This is a genomic window from Algoriphagus terrigena DSM 22685 (assembly GCF_000429445.1).
In the GTDB taxonomy this organism is placed as follows: domain Bacteria; phylum Bacteroidota; class Bacteroidia; order Cytophagales; family Cyclobacteriaceae; genus Algoriphagus; species Algoriphagus terrigena.
Map to the genome: position 1 here is coordinate 45635 of NZ_AUBW01000024.1, position 14389 is coordinate 60023.

Genomic DNA, 14389 nt, shown 5'->3' on the forward strand with positions numbered 1-14389 from the left:
TCCTACTACTCGCTGCAGAACACTGCAAACTGATCAATGAAAACTGCTGACTGGCAAAAGCTTTTATTCGAAAAAAGGAACCCCTGGGACGGCATGTTTCTTCATCCCTTCCTCATTGATTTCGACGCCAATTCCCGGCTTTTCCGACAGGGTGATAAAACTGTTTTCGGTCCTCGGCCCGTCGTAGGTCACGATATCCTGCCAAAGCGGATCCGTGTCCATGTAGATCTGCCACTCCATGATCTGGAAATTTGGAACCGAAGCGCAGACATGACAGGAAGCCATAGCGCCTAAGAACGAAGCGACCATGTGGGGAGAAAATGGCACGTAGTACAAGTTGGCGAGATTGGCAATCCGCTGGCCTTCACCGAGTCCACCGGCTTTTTGCAAATCGGGCATTATAATATTCAGTGCTCCATCAGAAAGCAACTTGGTAAATCCATAGGCTAAATAGATATTTTCGCCAGCGCAAATCGGAGTGCTCGTCTCTTGTGTGATGTACTTATACATTTCTGGATTATCCGCAGGGATGGGTTCTTCCAAGAACATCAAGTTCAAAGGTTCGTAAGCTTTCGCCATCTTCATCCCCGTGACCGCATCGTATCTCCCGTGCATATCCACACAGATATCAATATGTGGCCCCACAGTTTCTCGCACCGCCGCGATCGCGTTGTACATTCTATCAATCTCAGCAGGACTTGCAGTCCAGTTGAAGCGGTCATACTTATTGGGATCACGTGCGTCGTCCACGTCAAACTTGACCGCGTTGTAGCCTCGACTTACTGCATTTTTGGCGGCAGCCGCATAGTCATCCGGAGTGGGTTTGGTGGAAGTGTAGAGGGCCGTGTCACAATAGACGCGGATCTTGTCCCGGAATTTCCCTCCCAAAAGCTGGTAAACAGGTACTCCAAATACCTTTCCGGTCAGATCCCAAAGCGCTGTCTCAATGGCAGTCAAAACAGCCACATAAACGCCGGATTGAGCTCCGCCAAAGAAGGCGCCCTTTCGAAGTTGCTCGGCAAGCCGGTTGGGATTCAGGGGACTTTGTCCTTTGATCTGATCACCCAGTCTTTTGACCATGTAGTAGGTTCCTTGGATCGCATCCACTGCTTCTCCGCAACCCCACACGTCCTGATTGGTGTAAATCTTCACATACACCGCACCGCGGACATAGCCACACTTCACGTCGGTGATCTTGAGATCTGATGGTGCGGATGCTTTGGGTGTTTTCTCCACTGCGGCTTCCAAGCCACTTCCGAAAGTACTCAGGAAGGCTGCGCCGGTGAGTCCTATGCTTTTTTGAAAAAATGCTCTTCTGTCTTCTATTTTTGGATTCATGGTATCGTTGATTTAGGTTACCAGGTTCTGTTTTTCAAGTAGTCTTGGATTTGCTCTCGGGAGACGGGAAGCTCGTCGATGTGGTCATTTAGCCATTGGGAAAAATCCCGCTCGATCTCCTCTGACCAGCGGGTATCAATCTCGCCAGCCGTGTATTTCCCCTCTCTCAATCGCTCGTGACCAAACATGTCACGAAGGCGGACGATCTCTGAGGTGATCACCACTTTCTCCACCAAGTGGGCCGGAATAAAGGACACTCCTCCATCTCTCCCCAAGACCACGTCTCCGGCCATCACCGTCGCCTGACGGATCCGAGTCGGCTGATTGATGCCGATGAGCATGGTGTTGAGGTTACCTTGCTGGTTGTGGTGAGAAGGATGATAGCTCGTATAGTAAGAGGTGAATCCGCCGATTTCTTTGAGACCTGCGATGTCGCGGACGGCGCCGTCGTAGACAATTCCGTTGCCGGATTTGGCAAAGATGGCATTGCCGACGTTGTCACCGATCGTGGGTCCATTGACATGAATCCCAAACTGATCCGCAACATAGACATCGCCTTGGACTAAGAGATCCACCGGCCAGGAGTTTTGCCCTCTTTTACCTTCCTTTTTACCTCGTTCATCAATAGCATTATGGATGTCGGGCCGTCCGGGCATAAAGGTCGCCGTGACCGCTCTGCCAATGAGAATGCTGTCGGGATTGATGATCTCCCACCCATCGGCATATTGGTAAAAGTATCCAGCTCCCTTCATCACCGCCCACGCCTCGTCATGCGTCACCAGCCGCATCCGTCTGAGTAAATCGTCGGACACTTTGGGACGGCCATCCTCAAATCGTTCGCCAGTCCATTCTCGGGTCAGGTAGATCAGTTCGTCTTTGGAGATTTGCTGCGCAAAGGAAAATAAGCAGCTCGTCAGCCAGAATAGGCCGACTAGTATTGTTCTTTTCATATGATTACAATTTGTCTTTCAAAGGCCATATAGCCTGTCGAGTCCGCCGCGGCGGATCGGGAGAATCTTCGCGTAGTTGAGAGCTCTGGGTGTCACTTGCGCCATGCTCGATTTCATAGATCGTAAATTTTAAAAAAAGGAAAGAGCAGCCCGGATTTTCCGGGCTGCTCGGCCTTATTTATGCCACCAGACTTTCGTAGCCAGATTATCGGGTCCTTGTGCAGAGATTGCTGCCCCTACATTTTCCGAGTTTACCGATATTTCAGAGTTTGGATAGGTCAACCGATTTATAAAGTCCACCTCCCGGCCGGTATAGGGATTGGCAGTCAAAGCCGGAAAACCAGTTCTTCGGAAGTTGGCAAACGCCTCAGGTCCATTTAAGAAGGAAGACACCCAGTATTGCTCGCCGATCTGCTCCATTGCATTCTCTTCCACGAGGGGATTGGCTGCCAAGTAGTCAACAATGGACGAGACAGGGATGGAAGAACTTGCGCCATAAGCTGACAGCTGCTCCATATGTGCCCGTACCCCGGCATTGTAATATCCTTCTACCGTCTGGGTAGTGACCCAACCTCTCATTCTCGCTTCGGCAAGAAGTAGGAGATTTTGGGAGGCAGTCACCAGAAAGTTCGGTGCGGTATTTTTCACCATCCGTTGTCGATCCACCTGCGCGAATTCATAAAAACTCTTAAGTCCCAAGTCAGCGGCAGCTTTTACCGCTCCGGCATTGTCATTCCCCATAGGCATCCCAACTTGGATCGCCGGGTCAGTGGATGCTCTGGCAGGAACCTGCTCTGGGCCTGAACTTGCCCCCACATACGTCACCGCTATTGCTGTGAGTCTTGGGTCGTTGTGTTCCTGAAGATATTTGACAAAAACGTCCGTCAGGTAAAAATTGGATGCCTCGGTGGCATTTAGCATGTTGCCGATGGGATTGGTATAGTTCGGATCGTGCAGGATTACGGCGTTGTCTGCGTTGGAAAGTATCACACCTCCCTGCGCTGCTGCCTGCACTGTTGCCTGAGCTTTGGCAGGATCCACCTCGCTCAGTCTCATGCCCGCACGCAATAGAAGTGAATAGCCAAAGCTCTTCCACTTCGCAATATTTCCGCCGTAAAGAATATCCGCCACCTCTATCCTACCCCCCGCATCCAATGCCGTGGTAGCTTCGGTGAGCTCCTTGATCAAATCCTGATAGATTGCCTCCTGAGAATCATACACCGGAAAGAAAATCTGCTGAGAATACCCCTCGCCTCCTTCGAAATATGGGATAGTTCCATAGGTATCGGTAAGTACCATGAAGGCATTTGCCTGAAGGATTCGAGCCATTTGATAGAGATTGGCCCGAGCGGGATCCTCTTTGACTTGGTTGATGACGTCTTTCGTGTTTTTGATGACGTTCCGATAGTAGGCTTGCCAGCTGTCATCCGTGATTTGGCGATTGTCCTGATTGTAATTGGCTCCAGCAATCAAGCCGGAGTTTGGAGAGATTACCTGCTGCACGACCCCGATCTCATAGATCATGGTTCCGGTATTGAAGGCGCTGTTGACCGCGGCGTTGTTCAATTGGAATGCAGGATCAATGGCCGTTGCACTTACTTTATTGGTATTGAGTTCGTCAAATCCATCGTCACACGCAGATGAATAGGCCAAAATGGACACCAAGATTAGATAGTTTATGATCTTTTTCATGTCTGTTCAGATTAGAATTTAACATTAAGATTGAAACCTAAGCCCCGTGTAGATGGCAAGCCAGCAGATTCCATTCCGACCAGATTGTCGGAAGAATATCCGAAAGACTCCGGATCGATGTTGTCTACCCACTTCTTGATCATGAGCACATTATTCGCCACGAAGTTGAGTTTGACTGAGCGGAAGGGTTGATTTTCCGGAAGGAATCTGGTAAAGTCATAGCCCAGCGTCACCTGTCTAAGTTTCCAATAGCCGCCGTCATAGATGACCGGCTCCACAAGCGCCTGCGATCTCACTATTTCCCAATAAGACTGCACCGGAGCTACTGCTGTATTTTTCTCCCCTGCTTCGTTCACTCCATCGCCTACTACTCCGCCTTCACGTCCTTCGAGGGTCATCTTGTGCAGACCGTGTCTCGTCGCATTGAAATTGGTGCCGGAGAGCATGATATTGCCCAGCTTGAAGTCAATCAAAAACGAAAGCTTTACCCCTTTGAAATCGAATGAGTTATTAAAACCTCCGACCCACTTGGGCAGTGCGCTACCGAAATTGACCAAATCCGGCGTCCGAAGCGGAAGACCGTTGGCTCCGAAGATCTTTTGACCTTGCTCATTTCTCCTGAACCCAAATCCAGCTACCTGGCCCATCTCCATGCCTACTATCTGTCTGAGTTCGCCATTGAACACGTGCGTACCCACGGTGATCCGCTCTCCCGGAGTATCGGTGAGGAGGCTCAGCACTTCTGTGATATTGTAGGATCCGTTGAAGGAGGTTTCCCATGTGAAATTCTTGGTCTCTAAGGGAACAAGGGTCAGGAGCATTTCGACTCCTTTGTTTTCACTTCGTCCGCTGTTGATCGAGGTATTGACAAAGCCTGAAGCATCGGAAATCTGCGCACTGACAATCTGATCCGTTGTGAGTTTTCGATAGGCCGCTACGTCCAGCGTGATTCGGCTTTGGAGCATCCGCAACTCAAAACCCACCTCAGTCTCACCGATTCTCATCGGCCTCAAATCCGGATTGGGAAGATTGGTTCCATTTGGCCCACCGACCGGTTGTCCGCCAAGCAAGTTGCTATTCACACCGTAGAAAAGCACATTGGAATAAGGCCCTACATCGGCGTCACTTCCTACTTCCGCATACGCTACCCGCAACTTTCCGAAGTTTATCAAACCGGTATTTCCCGTGTTTTCGGTAAATACCCAGCTCGCCGAGACAGACGGATAGACGATACTTCTATTGGCTTCGGACAAGGTAGAGAACCAGTCGTTTCTTACGGTACCAGTCAGGAAGAGCATGTCTTTGTAAGAAACCTCCGCAGAACCATACAGGGAATTGACCGCCCGCTCGCTCATATCGTAGATCGGATCTTTGGCGCGGCCATTTTGCACGGTGTAAAGATCTCTCACCACAAAGTCGGTCACCTGCACACTGTTGCGGTCAGACCGTCGCTGCATGTGATTGCCACCAAAGTTTGCATTCACCGTAAAATCCCCGAATGTCTTATTTGCATTCAGCAAGAAGTCCGTGTTGATCTCACGGAATCTTCTGGACTCCTGCGTGTATACGCCATTGACAAAACCAGCCGGAGCCGGAGCCCGTGAGGCTTGTCCTGTCGGGAAGTTGTTGTAGTCCTGATCTCTTGACCAATAATCTTCACCAACTCTGCCTTGGATAAACAGCCAAGGAAGGATGTTGTATTTCACTGCGATGTTTCCGAAAATCCGGTCTCGCTTGATATTCTGAAACTGTTCAGCGAGGGTGAAATAAGGATTGGTGCGGTTTCGGAATCTTGAATACACAGCCTCGTTGCCATTCTGATCGTACTTGTTTTCATCCAGCACGTTCAAAGGCATCGAATTGGCCATGGCGTACATTGCCGTCGGGATAGAGTTATCCTGATCGGCGATGTTCGGCGGATTGCTGTTTTCCTCTACCGAATAGTTAAAGTTGCCTCGAAAGCTAAACTTCGGGCTCAGGTCATAGCCAAAACCCAAATTGATGGTTTTTCTATTGAAGGTGTTGTTTGGCACCACGCCCTTGCTGTTCAGATCAGAAAATGACAAACTCATGCCTCCCTTGTCGCCCGCAGTCGCCAAAGTGACCGAGTTGGTCACGTTTTGACCATTCCTGAAGAAGTCGCCAATTTGATCATACACCGGTACGTAGGGGACTGTCACTCCGTTGAAAAGTACCTGCGTCATTCCGGGCTGGAATTTCTCTCCAAAAGACCATTGTCCTGAAGTAGGGTTCGCCGTCGTCGGCCTTACTCCCTGTTCTCCTTGACCATATTCATATTGGTAGTCCGTGAAATCGAGCGGTGCTTCATTGGTGTAGTTGAGGTTGTAGGTGACGCCGATTCCTTTGGAGTCATTCTTGGTCTTGGTGGTGATCATGATGACGCCGTCTTTGGCACGTGAGCCGTAGAGTGCCGCAGCGGCAGCGCCTTTTAATATCGTCATGCTTTGGACGTCATCCGGATTGATACTGGAGAGACCATCGCCACCATCAGAGGTATTTCCTCCCCCAGCTCTCACCCCGATGGAGCTTTCAGATCCACTGCTATTAGGATTGGTTCCAAAGTTTGTATTGTCAATCGGAACACCATTGACTACGATGAGTGGGCTGTTTTGACCCGAGATGGAAGACTGACCGCGAATACGGATCTTGGACGTCCCGCCTGGGCCGGTTCCAAGTCCGGAGATACTCACACCGGCGACTTTGCCCTGCAGGGCATTGATCACGTTGGGAGTTCGGTTGATCGTCAATTCATCCGACTGGACCGTGGAAGTGGCGTATCCAAGGCTTTTGCCTGACTTTTCTATTCCCAAGGCAGTGACCACGACCTCTTCCAGATCATTTTGATCCAGCTTCATCGTGACGTTGATCACCGACCGGCTTTGCACGGCCTCCTCCTGAGAGATGTAGCCTACGAAAGAAAAGACGAGGGTTGCGTTGCCATCTGGGACGCTGATGCTAAAATCCCCAGTGGTGTTAGTCACCGCGCCCGTGCTGGTGCCTTTCACCAGGATGTTAACCCCTGGAAACCCGTTGCCATTTTCGTCAAGGACTTTTCCCGTCACATTGACTTCGTATCGACGCAATTGGTCAGACCGGTTCGACACGGCAGGCCCTTTGATCGCGGCTGTATTGGAGCGGCTGGTCAGGGTGGCGGTCATCGGTGATTCGAGGCCCGTGCTCAGCGGCTTCTCACCCTTTTTTGGATAGATCACGAAGAAACCGCTGCCGGCCTTCTCATACGTCAGCCCAGAATCCTTCAAGATTTCCTTGAGGCCTTCCTCCACCGTCTGGAATTTTTTCTTGGTGGTCCTGACTTGCTTTTTGGCCACCAAGTCGTCCTTGAAGGCAATCGAGACATCAAATTGAGCTTCCAAGGAGGTCAGTCCCTCCTTGAGCGTAAAACTGGATACGGCGTTCGTCCCGGACTGGAATTTGCCGGAGGAAGCCAGTACCTCCTTGTACTGGGCCTGCACCCATTGGATGCCAGCTCCGTACAAACAGAGCATTAGTAAAAGCTTTTTCATAGATTAAGATGGGTTTAACTAGTAGTTTGATTGGCACTCTTTATTGATTGGCACTCTTTATTCCATATAGTAAATAGAATCACGGTATTCAATTTGGATATTGAAGATCCTGGCGGTGAGCCTCATGAATGATGCTCCATCCGATAGCGGCATAGACCCGGAAGCACTTTGGCTCAGCTTCACCTGAGGACCCACCTGGACTTTCAGTCCATAGTTTTCCTCGGCCATTCTGACCATTTCGTCGAGGGTGGTACTTTCCAACTGCAGCACTTTTTTCGTCCAAGAGACATAGGAAACCGGGTCTACACGTTTCTTCTGAATCTTTTCCTGGTCGTACTCCACCAGATCTCCAGGTTTCATTAGGATTTTAGAGTTCTTCGGACGATCGGTGAAGCTCATGGTCACATTCCCCTCACTGAGCAACACTTTCGTCTGATTCTTCCTTTGATAGACATTGAACTGGGTACCCAAAACTTCCACCTCTATTCCCGATGCCGGGTAGACTTTGAAAGGCTGATCAGTCTCGATATGCTGCACATCAAAAAATGCCTCACCATCGATCCAAACCTCCCGGATGGAATTGGAATCCCATTCCTGACTGAAGCTCAGCGTTGAGTTGGAATTCAACATCACCGTCGAACTATCCGGAAGTACAATGTTCAGCGTCTCGCCATAGCCGGTTCGGTAGATGGTCTGTTGGGAATCTTTTGCCAAGAAAAAATACAGAGCCAGACCCGAGGCCAACACAAAGCAAGCTGCCATCCAAGTGTACCTAAGCCGATGAAAAAGTGAGTCTTTCACGACCGAAAGCGACCTGGGTTGAATGTCCTGTTGGATGTTTTTCCAGATCCCCTGGATATCCGAATCCTTCAGTCGGTAGGCCGGGGTGTTGATCTCAATCAAAATCCTCCGGGCTTCTTTGATTTGGGGGAGCGCATTTGGATTTTGGGAAATCCAGTCCCTCCAAAAATCCTCCTGAGACTGGTCTGTTCGTAACACCCAATTCTGGAAATTGGGATCATCCAAAAATTGCTCGATCGAGTAAGAGCTACTTGAATCTGAATATTTGCTCACTATAATTCTGCGTTATACACACAAGAGCGAACATTCTTTCACTTCTCATCATTTTTCAGAAAGTTTTTTTTAAAAAAAACCGAATCCTTAAAAAATATGACAGAAGCAGCTGCAGCGAGGCTAACGCCTCAACTTAACCCTGAGAAGTTGAATGGCTTTAGAGACGAGATTGTGTACTGCCTCCACTGAAACTCCCATGACTTCCGCGATTTGCTTGCTTTCCAGATTGTTGTAAAATCGCAGGATCACCGCCTCCCGCTGTCTCCGGGTCAGTCCCTGAATGGCTAGTTGTAAAAGTTTGGAATTTTCGACGGTCTCTTCCTCATGGATCCAAGCTGATTCTCGGGTGTCGTCCACATCTCCGCAGTCGTCTTCCCATACATCAGGATGGATCAGTTGTTTACTGGCAGAAATCTTCGCAAAAAGCAGATTGCGAAAGGATTTGAAAAGATAAAATTTGACCTGAGTTACATCCGAAAGGGATTCTTTTTTAAGCCAAATTGAGGTAAACAGTTCCTGAATGCAGTCTTTGACCAGGTCCCGGTCCGCATAAAAGTGCATTCCATAGTTATACAGGGGATTTATGAATTTTTTAAAAAGAGAGGAAAATGCCAGTTCATTGCCTTTTTTTACACTTTCCCAAAGCACCCGGTCTTCCGACAACGAGGAATCATTTGAATTAGCTAAAAGTATTTTATTTGGACTATTTGCCACACTGCCAGTCTTAAATTCCGCAAAAACTCATTTAAGGTAATGAATATGTGACCACCGGCCAAAATTTAAAATTAGACGAAATTAATAATCGCTTTTTGCATCTGCCCATCATCGCCCGACAAACACTCTGTGGTGAGTATTACGGCCTTAGGACGGCTATTCAAGCCGGAAACTTCACACAGGAATAACCTTACTCCGAAATTTTCTTCGTAGTTTTGCGCCCTCAATAAGGCAAACCATGCAGAATATTCGGAATATCGCGATCATCGCACACGTTGACCACGGCAAAACCACCCTCGTGGACAAGATCATCCACGCCTCTCAAATCTTCAGAGAGAATCAACAATTCCAGGACCTGATCCTAGACAGCAATGATCTCGAGCGTGAAAGAGGTATTACCATCCTTTCAAAAAACGTATCTGTTCGTTATAAAGACGCAAAAATCAACATCATTGACACTCCTGGTCACGCCGATTTCGGTGGTGAAGTAGAGCGTGTATTGAAGATGGCGGATGGTGTTATTCTCCTAGTGGATGCGTTTGAAGGACCGATGCCTCAGACGCGATTTGTACTGGGCAAAGCATTGGCTTTGGGCCTTACTCCTATTGTAGTCGTAAATAAAGTAGATAAAGAAAACTGTCGCCCGGACGAAGTTCATGAGTCAGTATTTGACTTGATGTTCAACCTGGACGCGACAGAAGAGCAGTTGAATTTCCACACCCTTTACGGTTCTGCCAAGCAAAACTGGATGGGTCCGGATTGGAAAAACCCAACCGATTCTATCTTCCCGCTTTTGGATGCTATCTTGGAATACATCCCAGCACCAAAAATCGAAGAAGGTACGCTTCAGATGCAGATCACCTCTTTGGATTACTCCAACTTCGTCGGCCGTATCGCTATCGGACGTGTAAAAAGAGGTAAAATCACGGAAAACCAGCAGATCGCTCTTTGCAAAGCTGATGGCGTGATCAAAAAAATGCGAGTGAAAGAATTGCAGGTTTTCGAAGGCTTGGGTAGAGTGAAAGTATCCGAAGTTACAGCCGGTGATATCTGTGCGGTAATGGGCGTTGAAGATTTTGAAATCGGAGATACCATTGCAAATCCGGACACTCCGGAGGCGCTTCCAAGAATATCGATCGATGAGCCTACCATGAATATGCTCTTCACGATCAACAACTCTCCTTTCTTCGGGAAAGAAGGCAAATTCGTGACTTCCCGTCACCTGAGAGACCGACTTTTCAAAGAAACTGAGAAAAACCTAGCCCTTCGAGTTGAATCAACTGACAGCGAAGACAAATTCCTGGTCTATGGCCGTGGCATTCTTCACTTGTCTATCCTGATCGAGACGATGAGAAGAGAAGGCTACGAACTTCAGGTAGGTCAGCCACAGGTGATTTTCAAAGAGATCGATGGCGTAAAATGCGAACCAATCGAATTGCTCGTAGTAGATGTGCCACAGGAGACCGCGGGTAAAGTAATCGAACTTGCCACCCAGCGGAAAGGCGAATTGACGATCATGGAGCCAAAAGGCGATCTTCAGCATTTGGAGTTCAGAATTCCTTCAAGAGGTCTAATCGGGTTGAGAAACAACGTCTTGACTGCAACTCAAGGTGAGGCAATCATGAACCATAGATTCTCTGACTACGAGCCCTTCAAGGGCAACATCCCAGGCAGAATCAACGGATCAATGATTGCGATGGAGGGCGGACCTTGTACTGCTTATGCAATCGACAAACTTCAGGATAGAGGTGTATTCTTCGTAGATCCGGGAGACGACTTGTACGCAGGTCAGGTTGTTGGAGAGCACTCTCGTGACAATGACATCGTAGTCAACATCCAAAAAGGCAAAAAACTCACCAACATGAGAGCTTCTGGTTCTGATGACAACGTGAGAATTATCCCTGCCAAAAAATTCTCTTTGGAAGAATCCATGGAATATATCCAAAAGGATGAATACCTGGAAATCACTCCAAAGTCCATCCGAATGAGAAAAATATATTTGGATGAGAACGAAAGAACAAGAATGGCTAAGAAAGACGCTTAAACGAAATCTTTCGCCAATCCGAAATAGTTTTGCAAAATCCCCCATTCGAAAGAGTGGGGGATTTTTTTTTGCCGTACATCAAGATTTTTTTTTTGAGTAAAAACTTTATCCCTAAACTTCCGTCTCTAAAACTAAATCCACATTCCTACCCAATGTATAAGCCACTGTCACTCCTGCTTGCATCGCTTGCATTATCAATGTTGTCCTTTGCGCAAAGCAAAAATGATGTCCTCTATCTGCTGGACGGCCCGAAAGAAGTCAAGGTGACGGAAGTCGGATTTAATACCATCAAATACAGCTATCCCAATGAAACCACGGTCTATAGCGTCAGCAAACACCAGGTGACTAAAATCGAGTACGGCAGCGGAAGAGAAGAGACCTTCGAAAGCCCGTTCAAACACGTAAACGGACTCGATGATGCCGAACTGGTGTATATCAGCTATAACTCTGAAGACATCGCCGGACTGAATCCGAAGGGCGAACTATTCAGCAAAGCGACCGGCGTGACGACTCTCTCGTCGATCAACAACGTCAAGAACCGGGCGATGGACAAGCTGAAGGCCGAAGCGTCGATGCTGGGCGCGAATGTTGTTTTCATCGGAAATATGTATCAGAGAGGCAACGACTATGGTGGTGAAAATGACTATGGCAATTCCACTCAAACCACCTTCTCCGGGACCGGATACAGCACCGAAAAACTGGATTTGACGGAGGTAGAAAGCATCATTTCGGGGGAGGTTTTTCATCATTATCAAACCCACCAACTCAATCGCAATTCATGGAGCCCGGAGCGCTCGATCGCCACTACTTATGACAAGAATCGCAAACCGATCATGTTTGAGATTGAAAAAATCATCGAAAAAGAAGACGGAGTCTATGTCTCAGGCTTCGAAATCCCAACCAAAATCAAAGAGCTGAAAGTGATTAGCGCGGATGACGAGATGGTTATTTTGATGGAAAGAAATGACAAAGTGATCACCAACTATATCCTGATCTCACAAAACAACCGCATACTTAAAAACATCAACAGCCGAGTAGTACTCTGATGGAAAAGGCCGGAGAACTTCTCCGGCCTTTTGCTTACAACAGGATAGGGCTCCGAGATGCAGAAAAGCGATTTATATTTTTATCTTTAAATCCCTTTTGGAGAACAGATTATTTCTTGTTCCCAAACTATACTCAAACCTATTATGACTACCCGAAGAAAAGTAATTCAAACCCTAGGCTTGGCGGGTGCCACAGCTATTCTACCTATTAATACCTTCGCTACAACTATGGCAAAGCAAAAAATGATTCACCAGGTTTACTTCTGGCTACACGACGTCGCTGACACACAGGAATTTTTGACCGAAGCAGTACCCATGTTGGGAAAATGTCCCACTGTTGGGAAATTTATTGCTGGAGTTCCCGCCGAAACTGAAAAAAGAGACGTGGTTGACCACTCTTGGCAGGTTTGCTGCACCTCCTTTTTCGACAGCTTAGAAGATCAGCTAGCCTATCAGACCGAACCGCTTCACCTGGAGTTTATCGAAAAGTACTCCAAGATGTGGAAAACGGTGAAGGTGTACGACATCGCCATCTGAGAAACCAGTAAGTACACTGGCAACGTATCTCCCTATAAACAGATTTATGAAAAACTTCCCTTGGATCATCGGTATTTTCCTTTTTGGATTTTGGGCCTGTGATCCAAAGGAGGACCCTGTTCCGGATGAGACAGGATTGGAGGTCAAAGAGGCGATCTTCGCATCTATGAGCGAGTGGTATTTTTGGAATGAAGAGCTCCCTGCGAGCGTTGACTATTCCAAATATTCGACCAACGAAGAGCTTCTGGAGGCGATCAAATTCAAGCCGCTGGACCGGTTTTCCTACCTGACCACTCAGGAGGAATTCAACAATTCCTTTGTCGGAAAAAATGCGGGCCATGGCTTCGGCTATGCCTTTGCAAGCGACGATAAGCTCTACATTTCCTTTGTCTTTGATGAGTCCCCTGCGGGAAAAGACGGCTGGAAGCGTGGCTGGGAAATCACCCAGATCAACGGAAAACCGATTGCAGACTATAAAACCTCCAGTGGTGGATATGATTTCAAGCTCGGAAACCCTGACCCTGGAATCACCAACACGTTCACGTTCAAACTTCCTGACGGCTCCACTACGACACGCTCCAATGTGAAAGCTGAGTACCAATCCAACTCGGTTTTGGAAAAGAAAGTCTTTGACTTGGACGGCAAAAAAGTCGGCTATTGGGCGTATCAGAGTTTCAAAGCTACTGCTGGTCTAAGCCCAACCCAAAGTACAGAGGTGAAAACGTCCATGGAATTCTTCCAAAATGCCGGAATCCAAGAACTCATCATCGATCTGAGATACAACGGCGGCGGGTCAGTAGCAGTGGCGGAACAGATTCTGAACAACCTGATCCAAACTGCCAATTCTGGAAAGTTGATGTACGTCAACAAGTACAATACACTGAAAAGCAACTTGGCAACCAACCGCTCTTTTGCTAAAATTGGCTCCATCAGTCTTGACAAAGTTATCTTCATCACCTCCCGCGGATCGGCTTCGGCCTCCGAATTGGTGCTCAATGTGCTGGATTCTTACCTCGACGTCGTATTGATCGGTGACAATACCTATGGTAAGCCCGTAGGGTCCTTTCCACTCTCATCCTACAACACCGTCCTGAAAAACAATAACGTCGAGCTTGTTCCGATCACATTCGCTATCGCGAATGCTGACGGCAAAGCAGATTATTTTGAAGGCTTTCCGGCGGATTTTTCAGTCGGCGACTCACCGCAGTATCCTTGGGGAGATGAGCGGGATCTTCGTCTGGCCGCAGCCTTGAATTTTATCCAAAACGGCAATGTGAGTGGGCGAATGCTTAACACCTACTATAAGCCGAAATGGGAGATGATCGATGACTTCGAAGGGTTGAGACAGGAGTTTCCGGCTTATTGAGTTTCCTTTAAAAACAGGGAAAAACGGGTAATAAAAAACGGAAATCATCTTACAATTTAGGAATCAAATTCCTAAATTGTAAG

10 protein-coding genes are annotated in these 14389 nt (G+C 47.9%); 4 read left to right on the top strand and 6 right to left on the bottom strand.

The window, feature by feature from the left end; all coding sequences use genetic code 11:
- Positions 1 to 63 precede the first annotated feature (63 nt).
- The 6 genes from G459_RS0119900 to G459_RS0119925 all read right to left on the bottom strand — a co-directional run bounded on the left by G459_RS0119900 (position 64) and on the right by G459_RS0119925 (position 9262).
- A complete protein-coding gene (locus G459_RS0119900) occupies positions 64 to 1338 on the bottom strand; it encodes a mandelate racemase/muconate lactonizing enzyme family protein (RefSeq protein WP_026969212.1) in 1275 nt (424 codons plus the stop codon).
- Between the two features lie 17 nt (positions 1339 to 1355).
- Positions 1356 to 2288, bottom strand: coding sequence for an RraA family protein (locus G459_RS0119905; RefSeq protein ID WP_026969213.1), 933 nt, complete (start codon positions 2286 to 2288; stop codon positions 1356 to 1358).
- Positions 2289 to 2462: 174 nt separating this feature from the next.
- Positions 2463 to 3980: a SusD/RagB family nutrient-binding outer membrane lipoprotein gene (locus tag G459_RS0119910; protein ID WP_026969214.1), complete on the bottom strand. Its 1518-nt coding sequence runs from the start codon at positions 3978 to 3980 to the stop codon at positions 2463 to 2465.
- An 11-nt stretch (positions 3981 to 3991) separates the two neighbouring features.
- Complete coding sequence (locus tag G459_RS0119915; protein WP_245588210.1) at positions 3992 to 7525, bottom strand: SusC/RagA family TonB-linked outer membrane protein; 3534 nt, start codon at positions 7523 to 7525, stop codon at positions 3992 to 3994.
- A gap of 57 nt (positions 7526 to 7582) precedes the next feature.
- A complete protein-coding gene (locus G459_RS29130) occupies positions 7583 to 8599 on the bottom strand; it encodes a FecR family protein (RefSeq protein ID WP_026969216.1) in 1017 nt (338 codons plus the stop codon).
- A 120-nt stretch (positions 8600 to 8719) separates the two neighbouring features.
- Positions 8720 to 9262, bottom strand: coding sequence for an RNA polymerase sigma factor (locus G459_RS0119925; protein ID WP_026969217.1), 543 nt, complete (start codon positions 9260 to 9262; stop codon positions 8720 to 8722).
- Between the two features lie 289 nt (positions 9263 to 9551).
- On the opposite strand from G459_RS0119925, the gene typA reads away from it, so the two are divergent.
- The 4 genes from typA (at position 9552) to G459_RS0119945 (ending at position 14306) form a co-directional block, all read left to right on the top strand.
- The gene (gene typA, locus G459_RS0119930) at positions 9552 to 11357 is read left to right on the top strand and encodes a translational GTPase TypA (RefSeq protein ID WP_026969218.1); all 1806 of its coding nucleotides are present in this window, start codon (positions 9552 to 9554) and stop codon (positions 11355 to 11357) included.
- A gap of 152 nt (positions 11358 to 11509) precedes the next feature.
- Positions 11510 to 12403: a hypothetical protein gene (locus G459_RS28005; RefSeq protein ID WP_245588211.1), complete on the top strand. Its 894-nt coding sequence runs from the start codon at positions 11510 to 11512 to the stop codon at positions 12401 to 12403.
- 228 nt (positions 12404 to 12631) lie between these two features.
- Positions 12632 to 12940: a Dabb family protein gene (locus tag G459_RS0119940; protein ID WP_245588212.1), complete on the top strand. Its 309-nt coding sequence runs from the start codon at positions 12632 to 12634 to the stop codon at positions 12938 to 12940.
- Positions 12941 to 12986: 46 nt separating this feature from the next.
- Entirely contained in the window at positions 12987 to 14306 is a 1320-nt protein-coding gene (locus G459_RS0119945) for a S41 family peptidase (protein ID WP_026969220.1), read from the top strand.
- The last annotated feature ends 83 nt before the right edge of the window (positions 14307 to 14389 follow it).

What these genes read in the sequence shown, in the direction of transcription:
- G459_RS0119900 (WP_026969212.1), bottom strand. Translation starts at nt 1,338, where the DNA reads ATGAATCCAAAAATAGAAGACAGAAGAGCATTTTTTCAAAAAAGCATA.
- G459_RS0119905 (WP_026969213.1), bottom strand. Translation starts at nt 2,288, where the DNA reads ATGAAAAGAACAATACTAGTCGGCCTATTCTGGCTGACGAGCTGCTTA.
- G459_RS0119910 (WP_026969214.1), bottom strand. Translation starts at nt 3,980, where the DNA reads ATGAAAAAGATCATAAACTATCTAATCTTGGTGTCCATTTTGGCCTAT.
- G459_RS0119915 (WP_245588210.1), bottom strand. Translation starts at nt 7,525, where the DNA reads ATGAAAAAGCTTTTACTAATGCTCTGTTTGTACGGAGCTGGCATCCAA.
- typA (WP_026969218.1), top strand. Translation starts at nt 9,552, where the DNA reads ATGCAGAATATTCGGAATATCGCGATCATCGCACACGTTGACCACGGC.
- G459_RS28005 (WP_245588211.1), top strand. Translation starts at nt 11,510, where the DNA reads ATGTATAAGCCACTGTCACTCCTGCTTGCATCGCTTGCATTATCAATG.
- G459_RS0119940 (WP_245588212.1), top strand. Translation starts at nt 12,632, where the DNA reads ATGGCAAAGCAAAAAATGATTCACCAGGTTTACTTCTGGCTACACGAC.
- G459_RS0119945 (WP_026969220.1), top strand. Translation starts at nt 12,987, where the DNA reads ATGAAAAACTTCCCTTGGATCATCGGTATTTTCCTTTTTGGATTTTGG.